This window comes from Curtobacterium sp. UNCCL20 (assembly GCF_900101675.1).
Taxonomy (GTDB): Bacteria; Actinomycetota; Actinomycetes; order Actinomycetales; family Microbacteriaceae; genus Curtobacterium.
Genome location: NZ_FNKG01000004.1, coordinates 299,384 through 322,154, shown reverse-complemented (window position 1 = coordinate 322,154; position 22,771 = coordinate 299,384). Strand labels below are relative to the sequence as shown.

Sequence of the window (22,771 nt, the reverse complement as noted above, 5' to 3'; positions counted from 1 at the left end):
CTCGCCGACGGCCCGCCGCCGACCAATCCGACGACGCCCGCCCTCCGAACTGGAGGCGCGGGCGTCTTTGTGCGCGCGGCCCGCGTCATCCGGACACCGCGTTCCAGACCCCCGGACCACTCTGCCTGTCGTGTCACGCACCGTCACAACGAACCGTTGTCGGACCCGACGGGTACTCTCACTCGGAGTCGGGCTACCTCCGAACAGAAGGGCACCCATGATCGAGTTCCGCTCCGTGCGCAAGACGTACCCGGACGGCACCAACGCGGTCGACGACTTCAGCCTCGTCATCCCCTCCCGGACCACCACGGTCTTCGTGGGGTCGAGTGGCTGCGGCAAGACCACGTTGCTCCGCATGATCAACCGGATGGTGGACCCGAGCGCGGGCACCGTCGAGATCGACGGCGAGGACGTCGCCGGGGTCGACCCCGTGCAGCTGCGTCGCCGCATCGGGTACGTCATGCAGAGTGCCGGGCTGCTGCCGCACCGCAAGGTCGTCGACAACATCGCGACCGTGCCGCTCCTGACCGGGGTCCCCAAGGCCGAGGCCCGTGAACGCGCCCTCGAGCTCATGGACACCGTCGGGCTCGACCGGGCCTTCGCGAACCGCTACCCGTCGCAGCTCTCGGGCGGCCAGCAGCAGCGCGTCGGGGTCGCCCGCGGCCTGGCCGTCGACCCGAACATCCTCCTGATGGACGAGCCGTTCGGCGCCGTCGACCCGCTGGTCCGCAACGACCTGCAGGGCGAGCTCATCCGGCTCCAGCGCGACCTCGGCAAGACGGTCGTCTTCGTCACGCACGACATCGACGAGGCCTTCAAGCTCGGCGACCAGGTCGTCATCCTCAAGAAGGGCGGCGAGATCGCGCAGCTCGGGACGCCGGCCGAGATCCTCGCCGAGCCGGCCGACGACTTCGTCGCCAACTTCATCGGCGCCGGCCGTGGTCGTCGAGCGCTCCGGGTCGAGCAGACCCCGACCGGGCCGATCGTGGTCGACGGTGAAGGACGTGCCGCCGGTGTGCTGACCGGGCCGGTCCAGGTGGTCGACGCCGCTGAGGCAGTGCCGCAGGAGACACGGGACGACGCGTGAACTGGGTCCTCGGCAACACGGACACGATCAGCGACAACCTGATCGCACACGTCTGGCTGTCGATCCCGCCGATCGTCATCAGCTTCCTGCTGTCGGTGCCGATCGGGTTGCTCGTGTCCCGACTCCGGAAGCGGCGTGGCGCCGCACGTGCGACCGGCTCGACCATCGTCGTCGTGTCGAGCCTGCTCTACGCGATCCCGTCGTTCCCGTTCTTCCTCGCGTTGCCGGCGATCCTCGGGACGAGCATCCTCGACCCGGTCAACGTGGTGATCGCGCTCACCGTCTACGGCATCGCGCTCATGGCCCGGTCCGCGGCGGACGCGATCGACTCCGTCGACGCCGACGTGGTGAACGCTGCCGAGGCCCTCGGGTACTCGCCCGCGCAGCGCTTCTTCCGGGTGGAGCTGCCCCTGGCCGGGCCCGTGCTCCTCGCCGGGATCCGGGTGGTGGCAGTCTCCACGGTGAGCCTGGTCACGGTCGGTGCCCTGCTCGGCATCCCGAACCTCGGTTTCCTGCTGACGGACGGGCTGAAGCGTGGCATCAGCGTCGAGATCCTCACCGGCATCGTCCTGACGATCGTGCTGGCGCTCGTGATCGACGGGCTGCTCGTGCTCATCGGCAGATTGATCATGCCGTGGACCCGGGGGAGCGGCCGCGCCGCCCGCTCCGTGCGCCGTCGTGCCGCGACCGACGTCCGCGCCGGGGAGGTCTCCGCATGAACCTCTTTGCCCAGGGCTTCGCCTGGATCTTCGACCCCGCGAACAACACCGGCAGCAACGCGATCCTCGTGCGCCTCGGCGAGCACGTCGGCATCACCTTGCTCACGGTGGCGATCGCCGTCGTGATCGCCGTGCCGCTCGGCCTCCTCATCGGGCACACCGGCCGGGGGCGCAGCCTCGCTGTCGGGCTGTCGGGCGGGGTCCGTGCCCTCCCGACGCTCGGCCTCCTGACGCTCCTCGCCCTGTGGCTCGGCCTGGGACTCGAGGCACCGGTCATCTCGTTCGTGATCCTCGCGATCCCCTCGATCCTCGCCGGCACCTACTCCGGAGTCGAGGCGATCGACCGCGTCACGATCGACTCGGCACGGGCGCAGGGCATGACCCCGTGGCAGGTTCTCGGCAAGGTCGAGATCCCGCTCGCCCTCCCGCTCATCGTCGGCGGCATCCGTGCAGCGGTCCTGCAGGTCGTCGCCACCGTGACGCTCGCCGCGTACATCAACGCCGGTGGGCTCGGTGGCTACGCCTTCTCCGGACTCGCCAACTCGGACTACGTGGAGGTGCTCGGCGGTTCCATCCTGGTGATCGCCCTCGCCATCGCGTTCGAGATCGTCTTCGCCGCACTGCAGCGGCTCGCCGTCCCCGCGGGTGTCTCCACGGGGTCGGCGCGTCAGTCCCGGCGGAGCACCCCTCGCTCAGCACCCCGAGCATCAACCCCTGTGGAAGGAACCCACTCGTGATCACAGCAACGACCCGGCGTCTCGCCGCGACGATCGCCGTCGCGTCCGCGGCCGCCATCGCCCTGGCGGGCTGCTCCTCGGGCGACCCGCTCTCCTCCGGCTCCGGCAACGGCGACTCCAAGACCATCACGGTCGGTTCGCAGGCCTACCCGTCGAACGAGATCATCGCCGAGCTCTACGCGCAGGAGCTCGAGCACGAGGGCTTCACGGTGAAGAAGCAGCTCAACATCGGTCAGCGGAAGGCCTACTGGCCCGAGGTCGCCAAGGGCAGCATCACCGTGTTCCCGGAGTACAACGGCAACCTGCTGAACTACCTCCTGCAGGAGGACGGCAAGGACACGACCACCGAGACGACCACCGACGGCATCAACTCCGCGCTGAAGAGCGCGCTGCCGTCCGACGTCAAGGCGCTCCCCTCGGCCGATGCGTCCGACGCCGACACCTACACGGTGACCCAGGCGACGGCCGACAAGTACGACCTCAAGTCGATCGCCGACCTGTCGAAGATCGGTGGCACCATCTCGATCGCCGCCAACCCGGAGTTCGCCACGGCCGCCTACGGTCCGAAGGGGCTCAAGGAGAAGTACGGCATCACCGGCGAGGTCAACCAGCAGAACGACTCCGGTGGCCCGCTCACGATCAAGGCGATCCAGGACGGTGACTCGCAGGTCGCGGACATCTACTCGGCCAGTGCCTCCATCAAGACCGAGAAGCTCGTCACGCTCGAGGACCCGAAGCACCTCGTGCCGGCGAACAACGTGACGCCGATCGTGTCGAAGGACCTCTCCTCGAAGGCGGCCGACGCCATCGAGAAGGTGAACAAGCTCCTCACGACCGACGTGCTCATCGAGCTCAACCGTCAGAACTCGGTCGACCAGAAGTCGGCGTCCTCGGTGGCGAAGTCGTTCCTGCAGAAGAACGACCTGCTGTAGCGACAGCGTTCACAACTCGGAAGTAAGACGACAGGTGTCGGGCAACAGCCCGGCACCTGTCGTCGTTCGTGGAGCGGACATCCGGCACAGGTGTTCCGCACGGTTGTGCCGTGCACTGCCCCTGCACGTTCGTGCAGACGAGGGTTCTACAACTTGTCGAGCGAGGTGTCCGGGCGGTAGCGTGGAGGTGTCCCAACGGCCTGTGACACCCGAAGTTCCCCCTTCCACAGGAAGCAACTGACGTGCACCAACAGCGCGCGGCGACCTCTCATGGACACGCCGCATGAACGACATCCTCGATCCGCTCATCCTGTCGCGGTGGCAGTTCGGTCTGACGACGATCTACCACTTCCTCTTCGTCCCGCTGACGATCGGCATGGCCGTCGTCGTCGCCGTGTTCCAGACCGCCTGGGTCCGGACCGGCCGGGCGCACTACCTCCAGCTGACCCGGTTCTTCGGGCGCATCTTCCTCATCAACTTCGCGATGGGCGTCGTGACGGGGATCGTGCAGGAGTTCCAGTTCGGCATGAACTGGTCGAACTACTCCCGCTTCGTCGGTGACGTGTTCGGCGCGCCGCTCGCGCTCGAGGGCATCCTCGCCTTCTTCTTCGAGGCGGCGTTCATCGGATTGTGGATCTTCGGCTGGGACCGTCTGCCGAAGAAGGTCCACCTCGCGACGATCTGGTGCGTGAGCGTCGGCACGATGCTGTCCGCCTACTTCATCCTCGCGGCGAACGCGTTCATGCAGCACCCCGTCGGTTACACCATCAACGAGGCGAAGGGCCGGGCGGAGCTCACCGACATCTGGGCCGTCCTGACGAACAAGGTGGCGCTGGCCGCGTTCCCGCACACGCTGTTCGCCTGCTTCATGGTGGCCGCCGCGGTGATCATCTCGGTCGCCGCGTACCACCTGGCGCGCAACCAGAACCTCGAGACGATGCTGCCGGCCCTGAAGTTCGGCATGTGGACGATGCTCGCCGCCGGCGCCCTCACGGTGCTGACCGGTGACCAGCTCGGGCTGACGATGGTCGACACCCAGCCGATGAAGATGGCCGCGGCCGAGGCGCTGTACAACACCGCCACCGGCAAGGACGCCTCGTTCTCGATCTTCACGCTCGGCACCCCGGACGGCGTGCACGAGTTGTTCTCGATCCGGGTGCCCTACCTGTTGTCGTTCCTGTCGACGCACACCTTCAACGGCACCGTCGAGGGCATCAACGACCTGCAGGCGCAGTACTCGCAGGTCTACGGCCCCGGGGACTACAAGCCCATCATCTGGGTCACCTACTGGTCGTTCCGCTGGATGATCGCCCTCGGCGTCGGTGCGGTCGCGGTCTCGCTCGTCGGCCTCTGGCTGACGCGCAAGGGTCGGTTCCCCCAGCAGCGGTGGGTCTGGCGGATCGCCACCTGGGCGGCTCCGCTCCCGATGGCCGCGATGATCATGGGCTGGATCTTCACCGAGATGGGGCGCCAGCCGTGGCTCGTGTTCGGGTTGCTCAAGACGGCGGACGGCGTCTCGCCCAACGTGACCGGGCTCGAGGTCCTCATCTCACTGGTCGTGTTCACGCTCATCTACGGCTCGCTGGCGGTGGTCGAGTTCCGGCTCATCAAGAAGGTCGCCCAGGAGGGCCCGGCCGCCCCGGCCGAGGTCGACGAGGAGACCGGCGAGGTCAAGCACGAAGTGACGGTGTACTGAGATGGATCTCCCGGTTCTCTGGTTCGCGATCGTCGGCGTCTTCTTCGTCGGCTACTTCGTCCTCGACGGGTTCGACTTCGGCGTCGGTATGTCCCTGCCCTTCCTCGGCAGGGACGACACCGACCGCCGGGTGCTCATCAACACCATCGGTCCGGTCTGGGACCTCAACGAGACGTGGGTCATCGTCGCCGGCGCCTGCCTGTTCGCGGCGTTCCCGGAGTGGTACGCCACGATGTTCTCCGGGTTCTACCTGGCGCTGCTGCTCATCCTCGCGGCCCTCATCGCCCGCGGTGTCTCGTTCGAGTACCGGCACCAGAACAAGCACCTCGAGTGGAAGCGCCGCTTCGACCTGATGATCATCGTCGGCAGCGCGGTCCCGTCGTTCCTCTGGGGTGTCGCGTTCGGCAACGTCGTGCGCGGGATCCCGATGGACTCGGGGCACAACTTCACGGGCACGCTGTTCGACCTGCTCAACCCGTTCGCGCTGCTGACCGGCGCTGCGACGCTCCTCGTCTTCTTCACCCACGGCGTGGTGTTCGTCGCGCTCAAGACCGAGGGTGAGATCCGCGAGCGGGCCAAGCGACTCGCCACCCGGGCGGGCATCGTGACGATCGTCGTCGGTGCCGCGTTCCTGGTGTCGATGGCGTTCGTCCGGGCGACCCCGGCGTCGCTCGTGCTGTCGGCCGTCGCCGCGCTGGCGCTCGTGCTCGCGGTGCTCTGCAACGCCTGGGGCAAGGAGGGCCGTGCGTTCACGCTCATGGCCGTCACGATCGCCGCGATCGTCGTGGCGATGTTCACCGCGATCTTCCCGGACGTGATGCCGGACTCGGTGAACGCAGCGAACAGCCTCACCGTGTACAACGCGTCGAGCGGGTCGTACACGCTCACCGTGATGAGCTGGGTGGCCCTGATCTTCGTGCCGCTCGTGTTCGCCTACCAGGCCTGGACCTACTGGGTGTTCCGGAAGCGCGTCTCGCGGGCCCAGGTCCTGCAGGCCGCGCACTAGGGGCGACGACGATGAAGCCGCTCGACCCGCGACTCCTGCGCCTGTCGCGCACGGCGCGCGGCTTCATCGTCGCGGCCGCCGGCACCGGCGTCCTCCGCACGCTCGCCACCATCGCCATCGCGTGGGGGATCGCCGCGGCCGTGACGCTCGGGGTGGACGCGGTCCACGGGGGCAGTGTCCCGGCCGCGTCCGCACCGACCCTCGCGCTCCTCGGTGGGGCGTTCGTCCTGCGGGCGGTCGCCGCGTGGGCGACCGACGACCTCGCGTCCCGTGCCGCGGCGACGGTGAAGAGCGAGCTCCGGGCGACGGTGCTCGCCCGCGCGGCCGAGCGCGGTCCGGCCTGGCTCGCCGAGCGCTCGAGCGCCGGGTTCGCCACGACGCTCGGGCCCGGGCTCGACGCGCTCGACGCCTACTTCGGGCGCTACCTGCCGCAGCTGGCGCTGACGGCGATCGCGACGCCGGTCCTCCTCGTCGCGATCGGGCTCGGCGACCGCACGAGCGGGATCATCGTCCTCTGTGCGCTGCCGGTGATCCCGGTCTTCATGATCCTGATCGGCCTGGCGACCCAGGCCCTGCAGCGGAAGCAGTCCGACGCCCTGGCGAAGCTCGGCGGGGCGTTCACCGAGGCGGTCGAGGGACTGTCGACCCTCAAGGTGTTCGGGCGTGCGCGTCGCCAGGTCGGGCGCATCGGGACGGTGACCGACGAGTACCGTCGCGGCACGCTCGGCGTGCTCCGGCTGTCGTTCGTCAGCGGCTTCGCCCTCGAGCTCGCCGCCAGCCTGTCCGTCGCCCTCGTGGCGGTGACGATCGGCATCCGCCTGGTGGACGGCTCGCTCGGTCTCGGTGCCGCGATGTTCGTGCTGGTCCTCGCGCCCGAGGCGTTCGCCCCGATCCGCCAGGTCGGAGCCGATTTCCACGCCGCCCAGGACGGCGTCGAGGCGTCGGCTGCCGTGCTGGACGTCCTCGACGACGACGTGGCCGGTGCCGCCGGCACCCCGGCCGCCGCCCGGGTCGCCGCGCCCGCGTCCGACGCGCTCGTCCTCGACGGCCTCACCGTGCGGCGTCCGGACGTCGTCATCGGCCCGGTGGACCTCCGTGCCGCGCCGGGCACCGTGGTCGTCCTCGCCGGTCCGAGCGGTTCCGGTAAGTCGAGCCTGATCGCCGCGATCCGCGGTGTCCTGCCGCACGACGGCACGGTCACCGTGCCCGGTCCGGCCGGCACGACGCGCACCGCGCGCACCACGTGGTCCGACCAGCGTCCCCGTCTCGTGCGCGGCACGATCGCCGAGAACGTCGCGCTCAGCGCGACCCCCGACGACACCGACGTGCGGACCGCCCTGGCCGACGCGGGGCTGGGACTCGACCCGGGCCTCCAGGTCGGATCCGGCGGTACCGGCATGTCCGGCGGCCAGGCACAACGCGTCGCCGTCGCGCGCGCCCTGTACCGCGCGCACCGTGCCGGCACGCCGCTCGTCCTGCTCGACGAGCCGACGTCCGCGCTCGACGCCGAGGCCGAAGCGCGCGTCATCGACGCGATCCGTCGCCTCGCCAACGACGGCGCCGTGGTCGTCGTCGCCAGTCACCGACCGGCCGTGGTCGCCGCCGCCGACGTCCGCGTCGACGTCCGCACGGGTGGCGCGGTCCGGGTCACCCGGACGAACGGAGCACGAGCATGAGCCTGGAGGCACGTGGCGGCTCCGTCCTGCGGCTCGCCATGCCGCGCGGGGCCGGTTGGGGCAAGGCGGTGGTCGCCGGCGCGCTCAGCGCCGTCTGCGCGGTCGCGCTCCTCGCCGCGAGCGGCTACCTCATCACGCGGGCCGCGGAGCACCCGCCGATCCTCTACCTGACGCTCGTGATGGTCGGCGTGCGGGCGTTCGCGCTCGGGCGTGCGGCGCTGCGCTACGTCGACCGGCTCGCCGGACACGACGCCTCGTTCCGGCAGCTCGCGGTCGTGCGGACGGAGATGTACCGACGGCTGTCCTCGGTCGCACCGGCGGGCCTCGGCTCGACGGGCCGCGGGGACCTCCTCACCCGGCTGGTCACCGACACCGACCGACTGCAGGACCTGCCGATCCGGGTCGTCGGGCCGCTCGTCTCCGCCGGCGTCGCGGCGCTGCTGTCCGTCGTCGCCGTCGCACTGGTGTCGGTGCCCGCGGCGCTGGTGCTCCTCCTCGCCCTCGGCGTCGCCGCCCTGCTCGGGTCCGTCGTGACCCTCTCCATCGCGAAACGCTCCGACGAGTCGACGGCGCGGGAGCGCGGGCACGTCGCCGACCTCGTGCTCGACACCGTCCGGACGCTCGACGTCTTCGCCGCGTACGGCACCCTCGACGAGCGGCTCGCCCACATCGCCCGGCTCGACGCCGGGGTGACCGCGGCCGTCCGGCGGCGCGGCGCGGTCGAGTCGCTCGTCGGCGCGCTCGTCGGACTCGTCGGCGGGGGAGCGGTCGTCGGGATCCTCGCCGTCGGCACGCCCGCGGTGGTGTCCGGCGCGCTCGACGGGCCGCTCTGGGCCCTCGCCGTGTTCGTCCCGCTCGCCCTCTTCGAGGTCGTCGGCAGTGTGCCGCTCGCCGTCCTCACGTTCCGCCGGGTGCGGGCCGCGGCCGACCGGGTCGAACAGGTCGTCCCGGCCGAGGTGCCGGCCGGCATCGTGCCCGAACCCGACGCCGAGGCCGACCCCGCGTCGCTCGTGGTGGACGGCCCCGTGACCGTGTCGTTGCGGGACGTCACGGTCCGGTGGCCCGGGTCGTCGTCCGCGGCGGTGGACGGGGTCTCGCTCGACCTGCAGCCCGGCGAGGTCGTCGTGCTCGAGGGCCCGAGCGGCGCCGGCAAGTCGACGCTGGTGGACGCCCTGGTGCGGTTCGTCGACCACGAGGGGTCCTACACGCTCGACGGCGTCGACGCGAAGGCCATGCACCCCGACGCGGTCCGCGCACGGATCGGGCTCATCGAGCAGGACCCCTTCGTGTTCGACCAGTCCATCCGCCAGAACCTGCTCTTCGCCCGCGACTCCGCCACCGACGACGACCTGCTCGCCGTGCTCGACCGCGTCGGGCTCGGCGCCTGGGCCGAGGGCCGCGGTGGCCTCGGCGCCCCGGTGGGGGAGCGCGGCGCCCTGGTCTCCGGCGGCCAGGCGCACCGGCTCGCCCTCGCGCGGGCGCTCCTGCACCGGTTCCCGGTGCTCCTCCTCGACGAACCCACCGCCGACATCGACCCCGACCTCGGCGACACCGTGCTGCGGGACCTCGTCGGCGCCGCCCGGCAGCAGGGCCGGACCGTCGTCATCGTGTCCCACGTGCCGGTCGCCCCGGACCTCGTCGACCGGACCCTGCGGATGCGGGACGGACGCCTGCTGGCCGCCTGAACCGGCCCCGCGCCCTGCGGCGCGACCACCTGTCGGCGGTGGGCCGGACGGCCCGCGTGATCCGTCCCTCCAGGCCTTGTAACCTTGGTGACCGGAGTGCGTCCGACGGACGTGATCCACCCCTCCAGACTGAATGAGAGTTCCGTGACCACCGAGCCGTACCCCGAGGACCCGAACGCCTACGACTTCCGTCGCATCCAGGAGAAGTGGCAGCCCCGCTGGGAGGAGCTCGGGCTCTTCACGACCGACCTCGACGACACGCGTCCGCGGAAGTACATCCTCGAGATGTTCCCGTACCCCTCCGGCGACCTGCACATGGGGCACGCCGAGAACTGGGCACTCGGAGACTTCGTGGCGCGGTACTGGCGGCAGCAGGGCTTCAACGTCCTGCACCCGATCGGCTGGGACTCGTTCGGCCTGCCCGCCGAGAACGCGGCCATCAAGCGCGGGGTGGATCCGAAGGACTGGACCTACGCGAACATCGAGCAGCAGAAGGCGTCCTTCAAGCGCTACGCGCCGTCGTTCGACTGGACCACCGAGATCCACACCTCGGACCCCGAGTACTACAAGTGGAACCAGTGGCTGTTCCTCAAGATGTACGAGAAGGGGCTGGCGTACCGGAAGGACAGCTGGGTCAACTGGGACCCGGTGGACCAGACCGTGCTCGCCAACGAGCAGGTCCTGCCCGACGGCACCTCGGACCGCTCGGGCGCCGTCGTCGTCAAGAAGAAGCTGACGCAGTGGTACTTCAAGATCACCGAGTACGCCGACCGGCTGCTTGACGACCTCAACCAGCTCGAGGGGCGCTGGCCGGCCAAGGTCATCGCGCAGCAGCGGAACTGGATCGGCCGGTCGGTCGGTGCGGACGTCGACTTCGTGATCGAGGGCCGCGACGAGCCGGTCACGGTGTTCACCACGCGCCCGGACACGATCCACGGTGTGACGTTCCTCGTGGTGGCGCCGGACTCCGACCTGGCAGCGGAGCTGGTGGCATCGGCTGACGACTCCGTGCGTGCAGCGTTCTCGGACTACCTGACGGCGACGCAGAAGACCTCCGAGATCGATCGGCAGAACGCCGACCGTCCGAAGACGGGCGTGCCGCTCGGCCGATTCGCGATCCACCCGCTCACCGAAGAGCGACTGCCGATCTGGGCAGCGGACTACGTGCTCGCCGACTACGGCCACGGCGCCGTCATGGCCGTGCCCGCACACGACCAGCGAGACCTCGACTTCGCAAGGGCGTTCGACCTGCCGGTGAAGGTCGTCGTGGACACGAACGCCGCCGTCACCGGGGCGATCCCGGTGATCCCGGAAGGTGCCACGCTCGACGACTTCGACGTCCCCACCCTCGACCCGGTCGCCACCGGAGAGGCGCTGACGGGGCAGGGTCGGATGATCAACTCCGGTCCGCTCGACGGCATGTCGAAGCAGCACGCCATCACCGCCGCGATCAAGCTCCTCGACGAGCGCGGCACCGGCCGTGCCGCCAAGACCTACCGGCTGCGCGACTGGCTCATCTCCCGCCAGCGCTTCTGGGGCACCCCGATCCCGATCATCCACGGCGCCGACGGCACCGAGCACCCGGTGCCGCTCGACCAGCTGCCGGTCCGCCTGCCGGAGACCGAGGGGCTCGACCTCAAGCCGAAGGGCACCTCGCCCCTCGGCGGTGCGACGGACTGGGTGAACGTCCCGAACCCGGTCGACGGCAGCCCCGCGCTGCGCGACACCGACACGATGGACACCTTCGTCGACTCGTCGTGGTACTTCCTGCGGTTCCTGTCCGCCACCGACGACACCCAGGCGTTCGACCCCGTGGCCGCGCGCCGCTGGGCACCGGTCGACCAGTACATCGGCGGCATCGAGCACGCGATCCTGCACCTGCTCTACGCACGGTTCGTCACCAAGGTGCTGTTCGACCTCGGCTACCTCGACTTCACCGAACCGTTCTCGGCGCTGCTCAACCAGGGCATGGTGCTGTCCGGCGGGTCGAAGATGTCGAAGTCGAAGGGCGGCGTCTCCCTCGGCGACGAGCTCGACGCGAACGGCGTCGACGCGATCCGCCTGGTGATGGGCTTCGCCGGCCCGCCCGAGGACGACATCAACTGGGAGGACGTCTCCCCGTCCGCCTCCGCACGGTTCCTCGCCCGCGCCTACCGGCTCGCACTCGACGTCACGTCCTCGAAGGACGTCGTCTGGGCGGACGGCGACCGGGCACTCCGCCAGGTCACCCACCGGTTCCTCGCCGACGCCCCCGGGATGATGGAGTCGTTCAAGTTCAACGTCGTGATCGCGCGGCTCATGGACCTCGTGAACGTCACCCGCAAGGCGATCGACAGCGGCCCCGGCGCCGGCGACCCCGCCGTCCGCGAGGCCGTCGAGACCATCGCCCTCGGGCTCAGCGTCTTCGCGCCGTACACCGGCGAGGAGATGTGGGAGAAGCTGGGCTACGAGGCCACCGTCGCCACGTACGGCTGGCGGAAGGCCGACCCGACCCTCCTCGTGCAGGACACCCTTACCGCCGTCGTGCAGGTCAACGGGAAGGTGCGGGACTCGTTCGAGGTGTCGAAGTCGATCGAGGCGGACGAGCTCGAGCAGCTCGCGCGGTCGTCGGCGTCGGTGCAGCGGTACATCGGGGAGCGGGAGATCGTGAAGGTGATCGTGCGGGCGCCGAAGCTCGTGAACATCGCGATCAAGGGGTAGCGCGCTTCCGGGGGTGCTGCCTGGTCGGTTCCGGCGGTCGTTCCTCCACAGAGGGCGGTCCGGGCGGCTCGTCCACTGATGCTCGTTGCGGAGCCCGGCCGTGTGGCCGGGCTCCGTAGCGTTCGGACATGTCCTCCTCGCCAGATGGTCCCGACGGCGCGCGAACCCGCCTCGCTGCTCTCGCGCTGTCGCCGCGAGCTGCGGTCGTGCTGGCGGTCGTCGTCGTCGTGGTGGCGGTGGTCGTCGTGCTGCTCGGGTCCCGCTCCGGGGCCGAACCCGGGGTCGGTGGTGGTGGTTCGGTCACCATGACGGGTGGGCCGTCTCCCGGCGGGCCGTCTCCCGGCGGGCCTGCGACCGCCCCCGCGTCTGCGTCTGGGTCGACGGCCGGCAGTTCGCCGTCGGCGTCCGTGACCGCGCTGGTGGTGCACGTCGTCGGGGCCGTCGAGCGGCCCGGTGTCGTGACGCTGGGCAGCGGCAGCCGGGTCTCCGTCGCGCTCGAGCGGGCGGGCGGCGCGACGGCGGAGGCCGACCTGGCGCGTCTGAACCTCGCCCGCCTCGTGCAGGACGGCGAGCGGTTGTACGTGCCGCGGGTGGGGGAGACGGACATCCCGGCCGCGCTCGGCGTCGACAGCGGTCCCGGAGGTGCCGCTGGGGGCGGCGACGGCGGCTCTCCTGCTGCCGAGGCCGTGGTCGACCTCAACACCGCGGACCAGGCGACCCTCGAGACCCTGCCCGGCATCGGTCCCGGGCTCGCCGGGCGGATCATCGCGTGGCGCGACGAGCACGGTCGGTTCGCCGCCGTCGAGGACCTGCTCGACGTCAGCGGGATCGGTGACGGCCGGTTCGCCGACCTCCGCGACCGCGTCCGGGTCTGAGCGGCCCGTGGCGGTGGACCTGACCTCCCGCGCGGCCGACCTCCGCGTGGCGGTCCCGGTCGCGGCGGCGTGGATCCTGGTCGCGGTGCTGATCGGCGCGCCGGGCGTCGCGATCTGGGCGGTCGTCGCGAGCGCGATCGTCGCCGGGGGCTGCACCGTCGTGATGATGCGTGTCCGCCGCTTCCACGGACGTGTGGTCCTCGGGCTCGTCGTGACGACCGCGGTGTTCTGCGCGCTGCTGGCGGTCGCGGTGATCGTGGGCGAGGCGCGGCGGAGTCCGGCGGCGCTCGGAGCCGACGGTCCGGGCCCCCGGACGGTCGAGGTGGAGATCGTCCTCGCTCGTGACCTCGGCCCCACGGATCGGTCCGTCCTCGGGACGCTCGAGCGGGCCGGGGACGTCACCGGGCTCCGGGTCCCGGTCCGTGCCGTCCCGGCGGCCGACGGCAGCAGCGCTCCCTTCGCAGCGGGGACACGGCTGCGGACGTCGGCCACGCTGCAGCCGGACGAGCCCGGCGGTGCCTCGTCGTTCGTCGCGTTCCTGCGCGCGTCGCGGGAGGCCGAAGCGCCGACCGGGCTGCTCGCCGCGACCGACCGCGCGCGGCGGGCGTTCGTCGAGGTCACCACCACGCTGCCCGAGCCGGGCGGCTCCCTGCTGCGGGGGTTGGCGATCGGCGACCGGAGCGGGCTCGACGCCACCACCGAGGCCGCGATGGAGACCTCGGCGCTGACGCACCTCACCGCCGTCTCGGGCGCGAACTGCGCGGTGATCGTCGGCCTGGTGATGGTGCTCGGTGGTGTGGTGGGACTCCCGCGAGGCGTCCGTGCCGCTCTCGCCGTGGCGTTCCTCCTCGCGTTCGTCGTGCTCGTGCGACCGGACCCGTCGATCGTCCGGGCCACGGTGATGGCCGTCGTGGTGCTGGCCGTCCACCTGACCGGGCGTCCGGTGCGGGGCGTGCCGCTGATCGCCCTCGCCGTGATCGGGATGCTGGTGGCCGACCCCTGGTTCGCGCGGTCCTTCGCCTTCGCGCTGTCCGTGCTGGCGACGACCGGGATCGTCGTGCTCGGTCCACCGCTGACCGCACTGCTCGCGCGGCGCGTGTGGACACCGCTCGCAGCCGCGCTGGCGGTCCCCGTGGCGGCGCAGCTGGCGTGCTGGCCGGTGACGATCCCGCTGTCCGCGGCGCTCCCGACGTACGCGGTGCCGGCGAACCTCCTGACCGAACCGCTCGCGCCGGTCGTCACCGTCGTGGGACTCGCGGCCTGCGTCGCGGCACCGGTCTGGCCCTGGGGCGGAGGGATGCTGGCCGCGGTCGCCTGGGTCCCCGCCAGCGCGATCGGCGGGATCGCCCACGGGGCGGCTGCCCTGCCCTACGCGTCCGCTCCGTGGCCGGCCGGCGTCGGCGGCGTCGTCGCGGCTGCGGTCGTCAGCGTGAGCCTCGCCGTCGCCGTCCTCGTGCCGCGACGGGTCCGCTTCCGTCTCCTGCTGCTGGCGGGCGCCGTCCTCGTCGTCGGGATGGTCGTGGTCGCCGTGCCCCGGATCGTCGTGCGCGCCGGTCTGCCGCCGGACTGGGCAGTGGCGGCGTGCGACGTCGGTCAGGGGGACGCCGTTCTGGTGCGCGGGGCGCCCGGATCGGGAGTCGCCATGGTGGACACCGGGGACGACCCCGAACGGCTCGGGGCGTGCCTCGACCTGCTCGGCATCGACCGCATCGACCTGCTCGTCCTCACGCACTTCGACCGTGACCACGTCGGAGCGGTGGACGCCGTGGCCGACCGGGTGGAGACCGCGCTCGTCGGCCCGGTCGGGCGTCCAGCAGACGAACGGGTCGTGCACGCGCTGGCTCGTGCCGGAGTCGACGTCCGTCCGGCCGACGACAGCACGTCGGGGACACTCGGACCGCTTCGCTGGCAGATCCTCTGGCCCCGAGCCGGCTCACGGGACGACGGCAACGACGCCAGCCTCGTGCTCCGGACGACGCCCGGTCCGGACTGCGCAGCGTGTCTCTCCGGCCTGTTCCTCGGGGACCTCGGTGAGACGGCGCAGCGGCGGCTCCGGGGGAGCGGGCTCGAACCGGTCGACATCGTCAAGGTGTCGCACCACGGCTCGGCCGACCAGGACCCGCTGACGTACCGGCGGGCTGCGGCGCAGGTCGGCCTGATCGGGGTCGGGGCGGACAACACGTACGGGCACCCGACCGCGTCCGCGCTCGCGATGCTCGAGGCCGCGGGGACCACGCCGTACCGCACCGACCGCTCCGGCACCGTCGTGGTCGGTCGCGACGGGACCGACGGGCTGCGGGTGTGGACAGAGCGTTCGGCGTCGGCGGTCGCCCGTAGGATCGATGCATGGCCGCCAAGAAGCCCGTCCGCGCTGCGGCGAAGATCGATCAGGTGCCCTGGTCGGGGATCCGTCCCGCGCCGGTCGTGCTCGTCACCGGCCCCGAGTCGTTCCTGGCCGAGCGGGCCAGCAGTGTCCTCCGCGACCTCCTCGTCGGCGAAGACCCCGCGCTCGAGGTGCACGACCTCGAAGCCGACCAGTACGCGCCGGGACTCCTGGCGACGCTCGCGAGTCCGTCGCTGTTCGGCGAGCCCCGACTGGTCCGGGTCACCAACGTCGAGAAGTGCACCGACGCCTTCATCACCGAGACGATCTCGTACCTCGGAGCCCCGGCGGACGACGTCACACTCATCCTCCGGCACGGCGGTGGGGTGCGCGGGAAGAAACTCCTCGACACGATCCGCAGCGGAGTCGGCGGTGGCATCGAGGTGCAGTGCGACGAGCTCAAGCGCGAGACCGACCGCATCGACTTCGTGCAGGCCGAGTTCCGCGCTGCCCGCCGGAAGATCGCTCCGTCGGCCGTGCGCACGCTCGTGGCGGCCTTCGCGGACGACCTCGCCGAACTCGCGGCGGCGTGCCGGCAGCTCCTCGCCGATGAAGCGCAGGAGATCACCGACAAGGTCGTCGACAAGTACTACGGCGGCCGGGTCGAGACGAACGCGTTCAAGGTCGCGGACATCGCACTCGCGGGGCGGTCGGCTCCGGCGATCGTCGAACTGCGGCACGCGCTCTCGACGGGCGAGGCTCCGGTGCCGATCGTCGCCGCGTTCGCGAGCAAGATCCGCACGATGGCGAAGGTCAGCGCGTTCCGCGGGCCGAGCGGTCAGGCCGCTTCCGCGCTCGGCATGGCACCGTGGCAGGTGCAGCGGGCGCAGCGCGACGTCGCCTCGTGGACCGAGGCCGGGCTCGCGAACGCCATCATCAGCATCGCCGAGGCGGACACCGCGGTGAAGGGCGGTTCGCGCGACGCCCACTACGCGCTCGAGGTCATGGTCCGGACGATCGCCCGCCGCGGCGAACCCCGCTGACCGACTCGAACCCGAACGAACGGGCGCGGCCGCTCCGCGCTCCCTCGGGCGCTCCCGCCCGCCCGCCCGGCGCCTGGCCGCTCACGTCTGCCGAGATCGCACAAAGTGGCGCTCAGGCGCCTCGAATGGTGGTCATAGTGCGATCTGGCCGTCTGATGGGCGCCCGCGCCCGGTGCCCGCTCCCGCCCGCGCCCGGCGCGCGTGCCCGCCGCCCGCCCGCGCGCTCACGTCCGCCGAGATCGCACAAAGTGGCGATCAGGCGCCTCGAACGGTGGTCATAGTGCGATCTCACCGCCGGCGCCCGCGCGCGCCCGCGGCGCGCCCGGAACGACGAAGGCCCCGCACCATCCGGTGCGGGGCCTTCGAGCCGAGGTCAGTTCGTCAGAGCGACGCGACCTTCTTCGCGATGGCCGACTTGCGGTTCGCGGCCTGGTTCTTGTGGATGACGCCCTTGCTCACGGCCTTGTCGAGCTTCTTCGAGGCGAGGTTCAGGGCCGCGACGGCCTTGTCCTTGTCGCCGGCGACGACGGCCTCGTTGGTGCGACGGATGACCGTCTTGAGCTCGGACCGGTACGCCTTGTTGCGCTCCTGGGCCTTGAGGTTGGTCTTGATGCGCTTGATCTGCGACTTGATGTTCGCCATGTGGTGCTCCTGTTGTCTCTGACGGGTGGTCGCAACCGCTGGGTAGAGGGGCCCTTGGTCGCATCGCGTTCCACCCGTGGGCGACGGAACGCGGAAGTCCAGCCATCTACGTTACCAGGACCACGCCGCTGGACCAAAGCACCGAAACGCCGGAAGCCCAGCACCGAAACACCGAAACCGCCCGGCAACACGCGTTCGCTACCGTGACGAGCATGCCATCCCTCGCACCCCGGATCGACACCGTGCCCGCCTCCGGCATCCGGCGGGTCTTCGAACAGGCCGCGCTGCTGCGCCAGGACGGCACCGACGTCGCGATGCTCGTCATCGGCGAACCCGATGTCCCGGTCGCCCCGCACATCGGGGAGGCAGCGCGGCGCGCGTGGTCGGAGGACCGGACGGACTACACGCCGAACGGCGGCATCGCCCCGCTCCGGGAAGCGATCCGTTCGAAGCTCCGCCGGGAGAACCGCATCGAGGCCGACCTCGAGCAGATCTGGACGACGATCGGCGCGACGCAGGCCCTCTTCCAGGCGATGACCCTGACGCTGAGCCCGGGGGACGAGGTGCTCGTGCCGGACCCCGGCTACACGACCTTCACGATGAACGCCCACATCATCGGTGCGACGCCGGTGCCGTACCAGCTGACGCCGCAGCAGGACTTCGAGCCGGACCTCGAGGCGCTCGAGGCCAGCATCACCGAGCGGACCCGCGCGATCGTGGTGAACTCGCCGTCGAACCCGCTCGGCTCGGTGTTCGGGGAGCAGACCCTCCGCGACCTGCTGGCGCTGGCGAAGCGGCACGACCTCTGGGTGATCAGCGACGAGGTCTACGAGTACTTCACCTACGGCACCCGCCACGTCAGCCTGGCGAGCCTCGACGAGGACGACCGGGTGTTCACCGCGTTCTCGCTGAGCAAGACGTACGCGATGACGGGCGTCCGCGTCGGGTACCTGGTGACGCCGAAGGGCCTCGGTCCGACGATGCGGACCACGCAGGAGGCGATGATCAGCTGCGTCGCCGAGCCGGACCAGTGGGCAGCGGTGGCGGCGATCGTCGGGGACCACTCCGCCGTGCAGGACGCCCGCGAGCACTACCGCGCCAACCTCGAGGTCGCGAAGGAGGTGCTCGACGCCGCCGGCATCCGCTACCTCGACCCGCGTGGTGCGTTCTACCTCTGGATCGACGTGTCGCATGCCGCGCAGGGCGACGTCGCGGAGTGGGCGCTGGCCTTCCTGCACCGTGAGCGGGTCGCCGTCGCGCCGGGGAGCGCCTTCGGCCGTTCCGGGGAGGGCTGGATCCGGGTGTGCCTCGCGGCGACGGCGGCGGACCTCCGCCGCGGCCTGGGCGCGCTGCCCGCACCCGCTCACGCCGTCGTCTGAGCGGCGACTGCCCCGCTCTGGACGCGACCGGCCGATCGCGCGGCTCGCGTCGTCGACGCGGCACGTTCCTCCAGGCCTGGAGGCGCGACCCGCGTCCGCCACGCGACGCACGGTGCGAGGGGCGCTGCGTGCCGTCGGCACGCACCCGTGCGAGAGACGCTGCGCGCCGTCGGCACGCAACCGTGCGAGAGGCGCTGCGCGCCGTCGGCACGCAACCGTGGGAGAATCGTTCGACCGTCCGACCCACCTGAGGAACCGTGAGCCCACAAGCAGCCACTCCGCTCGAGCCCGCCGCGACTCCGGCCGAGGCGATCCGCAACTTCTGCATCATCGCGCACATCGACCACGGCAAGTCGACGCTGGCCGACCGCATGCTGCAGATCACCGGCATCGTCGAGGACCGCGCGATGCGTGCCCAGTACCTCGACCGGATGGACATCGAGCGTGAGCGCGGCATCACGATCAAGTCGCAGGCCGTGCGCATGCCGTGGGAGCTCGACGGTGAGACCTTCGCGCTGAACATGATCGACACGCCGGGGCACGTCGACTTCTCGTACGAGGTGTCGCGGAGCCTCGCCGCGTGCGAGGGCGCGATCCTCCTCGTCGACGCAGCGCAGGGCATCGAGGCGCAGACCCTCGCGAACCTGTACCTGGCGCTCGAGAACGACCTCGAGATCATCCCGGTGCTCAACAAGATCGACCTGCCCGCGGCCGAGCCGGACAAGTACGCGGCCGAGCTGGCGCAGCTGATCGGCGGCAAGCCGGAGGACGTCCTGCGCGTCTCGGGCAAGACCGGTGTCGGCGTGGCCGAGCTCCTCGACCGCGTGGTGCGCACCGTCCCGGCCCCCGTCGGCGACGTCGACGCCTCGCCCCGCGCGATGATCTTCGACTCCGTCTACGACAGCTACCGCGGTGTCGTGACCTACGTGCGCATGATCGACGGGTCGATCAAGCCGCGCGAGAAGGTCCAGATGATGTCGACCAAGTCGACGCACGAGATCCTCGAGATCGGGGTGTCGAGCCCGGAGCCGAAGCCCACGAAGGGGCTCTCCGTCGGCGAGGTCGGGTACCTCATCACCGGTGTGAAGGACGTCCGGCAGTCGAAGGTCGGCGACACGGTCACGACGGCGCAGAAGCCCGCGACCGAGGCGCTCCCGGGCTACACCGACCCGAAGCCGATGGTCTTCTCGGGCCTGTACCCGATCGACGGTTCGGACTACCCGGACCTCCGCGAGGCGCTCGACAAGCTGAAGCTCTCCGACGCCGCGCTGGTCTACGAGCCGGAGACGTCGGTCGCGCTCGGCTTCGGCTTCCGCTGCGGCTTCCTCGGTCTGCTGCACCTCGAGATCATCACCGAGCGGCTCTCGCGCGAGTTCGGGCTCGACCTCATCACCACGGCGCCGAGCGTCATCTACGAGGTCACCAACGAGGACAACACCACGACCGAGGTCACGAACCCGTCGGAGTTCCCCGGTGGCCGCATCGTCGAGGTCCGCGAGCCGATGGTCCGCGCGGCCATCCTCGCGCCGAAGGACTACGTCGGCGCGATCATGGAGCTGTGCCAGTCGCGGCGCGGGTCGCTGCTCGGCATGGAGTACCTCGGCGAGGACCGGGTCGAGATCCGCTACGAGATGCCCCTCGGCGAGATCGTCTTCGACTTCTTCGACCAGCTGAAGAGCAAGACGCAGGGCTACGCCTCGCTCGACTACGAGCCCACGGGCGACCAGGCGGCCGACCTGGTGAAGGTCGACATCCTGCTGCAGGGCGAGCAGGTCGACGCTTTCAGCGCGATCGTGCACCGCGACAAGGCCTACGCGTACGGCACGCTGATGACCGAGCGGCTCCGGAAGCTCATCCCGCGCCAGCAGTTCGAGGTTCCGATCCAGGCCGCCATCGGTGCCCGCATCATCGCCCGCGAGAGCATCCGGGCGATGCGCAAGGACGTCCTCGCGAAGTGCTACGGCGGTGACATCACCCGCAAGCGCAAGCTCCTCGAGAAGCAGAAGGAGGGCAAGAAGCGCATGAAGATGGTCGGTCGCGTCGAGGTCCCGCAAGAGGCGTTCATCGCGGCGCTGTCGGGTGACGTCGAAGAGAAGAAGAAGTAGCGCGAGGGTCGGGTCCGCGGGCTCGTCGACGGGCCCGAGACTCGGCCTGAGCGACAGGATCCGGGCCCGCGGGCACGAGGAACGTCGCTCAGCGCGAGTCTCGGGTCCGCGGGCTCGTCGACGGGTCAGGACGTGCGGCGGGCGCGCGTCTGCAGTGCAGCCAGGGCGAGGGCCGGGAGGCTCGCGGCGGCCAGTCCCGCCAGTGCGGTCCGCAGGATGACCAGCCCGGCGAACGCGTCGTAGTCCGCCTGGGTCGCCGCGGCGAACCCCGCGACCACGGCGCCGATCACCATCGCCAGCGTGCTGAGACCGAGGACGTACGGCAGCCGGCGCACCCGGTGCCGGCGCACGGCGAGCACCAGGGTCGCCCCGAACAGGAGCACGCCTGCTCCGGCGGCACACGCCCCGAACACGGCGATGGCGTTGGCGGAGTCGAACCCGTCGAGGCCGCTCGGCGCTCCGGCCGAGTACCGGGCCGGGGCGCCGGTGCCGGCGGTGGCCCACTCGACCGCGGCGCGCGCGGACGCGGCCAGCCCGAACGCCGCGAGGGTCAGGACGGCGAACGCGGCCGTCGTGCGGTCGACGGACCGGGTGCGGGCGGGGGTGGAGCGGGGCACGGACCCAACGATAGGGGCGTGGCGGGCGGGTGTCGGGCCTCCAGTTCGGGGCGCGCGGAAAGCGGAGGGGTGCGGAACCCGCGCTCCTCCGGAGCCGGTTCGTGTCCGGCCGCACCGCCCCGTACGATTGGGCGCATGAGTACCCGCGGGAGCTACCGGACCGCCCTGACGTACGGAGCCGTGGGCGCGACCCAGGCACCGGACCTCATGACGTACCCGCCGGAGGGGTTCACCCCCTCCGAGTCCCGGGCCCGCATCGGCCACGGCGACCAGCGCTTCGAGACCGCGGTCACGCAGGCGCTCACGTGGCAGATCCAGGAGCGCAGCGGCATCCGCGTCCGTGTCGAGGAGCAGCCCGACGATGACGAGGTCCGCTACAACCCGGTGACGTTCGACGACGACGGTGTGCCGATCGCGCCGGCCTCGATCGGGACGCCCCGGGTCGAGAAGTTCGCACCGGACGGCACCCCGCTGGTGACGGCGGGGACGAGTGCGACGCTGACGATGCACGCGTTCGGGCAGACCGTGCAGGCACCGGTGCGGGTCGTGTCGATCATCGACGAGCACGACCGCAAGGGCTTCGCGTACGGCACGCTCGAGGGGCACCCGCTGTCCGGCGAGGAGTCGTTCGTGGTCGAGCGCACCCCGGACGGTTCGGTGTGGTTGCAGATCCGCCAGTTCTCGCACCCGTCCTCGCGGAAGTGGCAGTTCGTCGCGCCGCTGCTGCGTCGGCAGCAGAAGGTGATGGCCGAGAAGTACCTGGCCGCGCTGCGGGGCGACTAGCGCGCAGCTCGCGCAGCGACCGTGGGTCGCGCAGCTGCCTCAGCCGACCGGGCGCAGCGGAGGGAGTGCCGCGATGGCGTCCTCGATGAGGCGTGCGTCGTCCACGCAGTTCCGGGCGATCGTCACGGCACCGGTGGCGCGGAGCTCGTCCACGTCGTAGACGCCCGTGGCGACCGCCAGGAACGGGATGCCCACGGCGTCGGCTGCCTCGCCGTCGCGCGGGGTGTCCCCGACGATGACGGCGCGCGTGCCCGCGAGCGCAGCGGCGGCCCGGGCGGTCACCCCGGTGCGCTCCACCTCGGCGTCACCGAAGTAGGAGTGCTCCCAGTCGAACGCGTCGACGTCGAACCCGGCGCCCTGCAGCTTCACCCGGGCGCGGTACCTGGAGTTGCCCGTGAGCAGGCCGTTCCGCCAGCCGAGCTCGGCGAACCGCGCCACGAGGGCGATCGCGCCGGGCGCCGGACTGCGGTGGTCGCCGGAGCGGTACCGCTCCTCGGTGAGGTCGTGCAGGTGGCGGCCGACCGCGGGGATCAGGGCGTCGTCGAGGTCGTGGGCGCGGACGTGCTCGGCGATGAGCCCGGCGTCGGTCCGACCGTGCTGGTGGCCGACGCGCAGGACGAGGTCGCGGCCGACCGCCCGCTCGAGCGCGAGGTGGTACAGGTTGCCCGGCGAGGAGGCGTTCATCACGAGGGTGCCGTCGATGTCCCACAGCACCGTGGTGGGGACGGGGTGGTGCTCCATGCCTCCATCATGACGGACAATGGAG

The 22,771-nt window shown here is 71.1% G+C and carries 17 protein-coding genes and 1 pseudogene; 15 read left to right on the top strand and 3 right to left on the bottom strand.

The window, feature by feature from the left end:
* The first annotated feature begins 217 nt into the window (after window positions 1-217).
* The 12 genes and pseudogenes from BLT36_RS17210 (at window position 218) to holA (ending at window position 16,479) form a co-directional block, all read left to right on the top strand.
* Window positions 218-1,087 carry an ABC transporter ATP-binding protein gene (locus BLT36_RS17210; RefSeq protein WP_092096989.1) on the top strand — a complete coding sequence of 290 codons (870 nt, stop codon included), beginning with the start codon at window positions 218-220 and terminating at the stop codon, window positions 1,085-1,087.
* Window positions 1,084-1,806: an ABC transporter permease gene (locus BLT36_RS17205; RefSeq protein ID WP_092096988.1), complete on the top strand. Its 723-nt coding sequence runs from the start codon at window positions 1,084-1,086 to the stop codon at window positions 1,804-1,806. Before BLT36_RS17210 ends, BLT36_RS17205 begins: the two co-directional genes overlap by 4 nt.
* Window positions 1,803-2,543, top strand: coding sequence for an ABC transporter permease (locus tag BLT36_RS17200; RefSeq protein ID WP_092096986.1), 741 nt, complete (start codon window positions 1,803-1,805; stop codon window positions 2,541-2,543). The genes BLT36_RS17205 and BLT36_RS17200 overlap by 4 nt, the downstream gene beginning before the upstream one ends.
* Complete coding sequence (locus tag BLT36_RS17195) at window positions 2,540-3,475, top strand: ABC transporter substrate-binding protein (protein WP_254787718.1); 936 nt, start codon at window positions 2,540-2,542, stop codon at window positions 3,473-3,475. The genes BLT36_RS17200 and BLT36_RS17195 overlap by 4 nt, the downstream gene beginning before the upstream one ends.
* A gap of 283 nt (window positions 3,476-3,758) precedes the next feature.
* The gene (locus BLT36_RS17190) at window positions 3,759-5,171 is read left to right on the top strand and encodes a cytochrome ubiquinol oxidase subunit I (protein ID WP_092096985.1); all 1,413 of its coding nucleotides are present in this window, start codon (window positions 3,759-3,761) and stop codon (window positions 5,169-5,171) included.
* Window position 5,172: 1 nt separating this feature from the next.
* On the top strand, window positions 5,173-6,177 hold the full coding sequence (gene cydB / locus BLT36_RS17185) for a cytochrome d ubiquinol oxidase subunit II (RefSeq protein WP_092096983.1): 1,005 nt from the start codon (window positions 5,173-5,175) through the stop codon (window positions 6,175-6,177).
* An 11-nt stretch (window positions 6,178-6,188) separates the two neighbouring features.
* Window positions 6,189-7,853 (top strand): thiol reductant ABC exporter subunit CydD, encoded by a 1,665-nt coding sequence (gene cydD / locus BLT36_RS17180; RefSeq protein WP_092096981.1) that lies wholly within the window; start codon window positions 6,189-6,191, stop codon window positions 7,851-7,853.
* A complete protein-coding gene (cydC, locus tag BLT36_RS17175; RefSeq protein ID WP_092096980.1) occupies window positions 7,850-9,538 on the top strand; it encodes a thiol reductant ABC exporter subunit CydC in 1,689 nt (562 codons plus the stop codon). The genes cydD and cydC overlap by 4 nt, the downstream gene beginning before the upstream one ends.
* Window positions 9,539-9,682: 144 nt before the next feature.
* Window positions 9,683-12,238, top strand: a complete 2,556-nt coding sequence (gene leuS, locus BLT36_RS17170; protein WP_092096978.1) for a leucine--tRNA ligase — start codon at window positions 9,683-9,685, stop codon at window positions 12,236-12,238.
* A 128-nt stretch (window positions 12,239-12,366) separates the two neighbouring features.
* Window positions 12,367-13,113: a ComEA family DNA-binding protein gene (locus tag BLT36_RS17165; protein WP_092096977.1), complete on the top strand. Its 747-nt coding sequence runs from the start codon at window positions 12,367-12,369 to the stop codon at window positions 13,111-13,113.
* 163 nt (window positions 13,114-13,276) lie between these two features.
* Window positions 13,277-14,896 (top strand): annotated as a pseudogene (locus BLT36_RS19205) (ComEC/Rec2 family competence protein); the annotation flags it as partial.
* A 563-nt stretch (window positions 14,897-15,459) separates the two neighbouring features.
* Entirely contained in the window at window positions 15,460-16,479 is a 1,020-nt protein-coding gene (gene holA / locus BLT36_RS17150; protein WP_092096975.1) for a DNA polymerase III subunit delta, read from the top strand.
* Window positions 16,480-16,860: 381 nt separating this feature from the next.
* On the opposite strand, the gene rpsT is transcribed toward holA, so the two are convergent.
* Window positions 16,861-17,121 (bottom strand): 30S ribosomal protein S20, encoded by a 261-nt coding sequence (gene rpsT, locus BLT36_RS17145; RefSeq protein WP_092096973.1) that lies wholly within the window; start codon window positions 17,119-17,121, stop codon window positions 16,861-16,863.
* 212 nt (window positions 17,122-17,333) lie between these two features.
* Between rpsT and BLT36_RS17140 the strand changes: the two genes are divergently transcribed.
* Both BLT36_RS17140 and lepA read left to right on the top strand, forming a co-directional pair.
* Entirely contained in the window at window positions 17,334-18,500 is a 1,167-nt protein-coding gene (locus tag BLT36_RS17140) for a pyridoxal phosphate-dependent aminotransferase (protein ID WP_092097310.1), read from the top strand.
* Between the two features lie 257 nt (window positions 18,501-18,757).
* Window positions 18,758-20,605, top strand: a complete 1,848-nt coding sequence (lepA, locus tag BLT36_RS17135; protein WP_092096972.1) for a translation elongation factor 4 — start codon at window positions 18,758-18,760, stop codon at window positions 20,603-20,605.
* Between the two features lie 125 nt (window positions 20,606-20,730).
* On the opposite strand, the gene BLT36_RS17130 is transcribed toward lepA, so the two are convergent.
* Complete coding sequence (locus tag BLT36_RS17130; RefSeq protein WP_092096970.1) at window positions 20,731-21,222, bottom strand: hypothetical protein; 492 nt, start codon at window positions 21,220-21,222, stop codon at window positions 20,731-20,733.
* 135 nt (window positions 21,223-21,357) lie between these two features.
* Between BLT36_RS17130 and BLT36_RS17125 the strand changes: the two genes are divergently transcribed.
* The gene (locus tag BLT36_RS17125) at window positions 21,358-22,005 is read left to right on the top strand and encodes a DUF1990 family protein (RefSeq protein WP_092096969.1); all 648 of its coding nucleotides are present in this window, start codon (window positions 21,358-21,360) and stop codon (window positions 22,003-22,005) included.
* A 39-nt stretch (window positions 22,006-22,044) separates the two neighbouring features.
* Here the strand turns inward: BLT36_RS17125 and BLT36_RS17120 are convergent, their stop codons facing one another.
* Complete coding sequence (locus BLT36_RS17120; protein ID WP_092096967.1) at window positions 22,045-22,746, bottom strand: HAD family hydrolase; 702 nt, start codon at window positions 22,744-22,746, stop codon at window positions 22,045-22,047.
* Window positions 22,747-22,771: the final 25 nt, after the last annotated feature.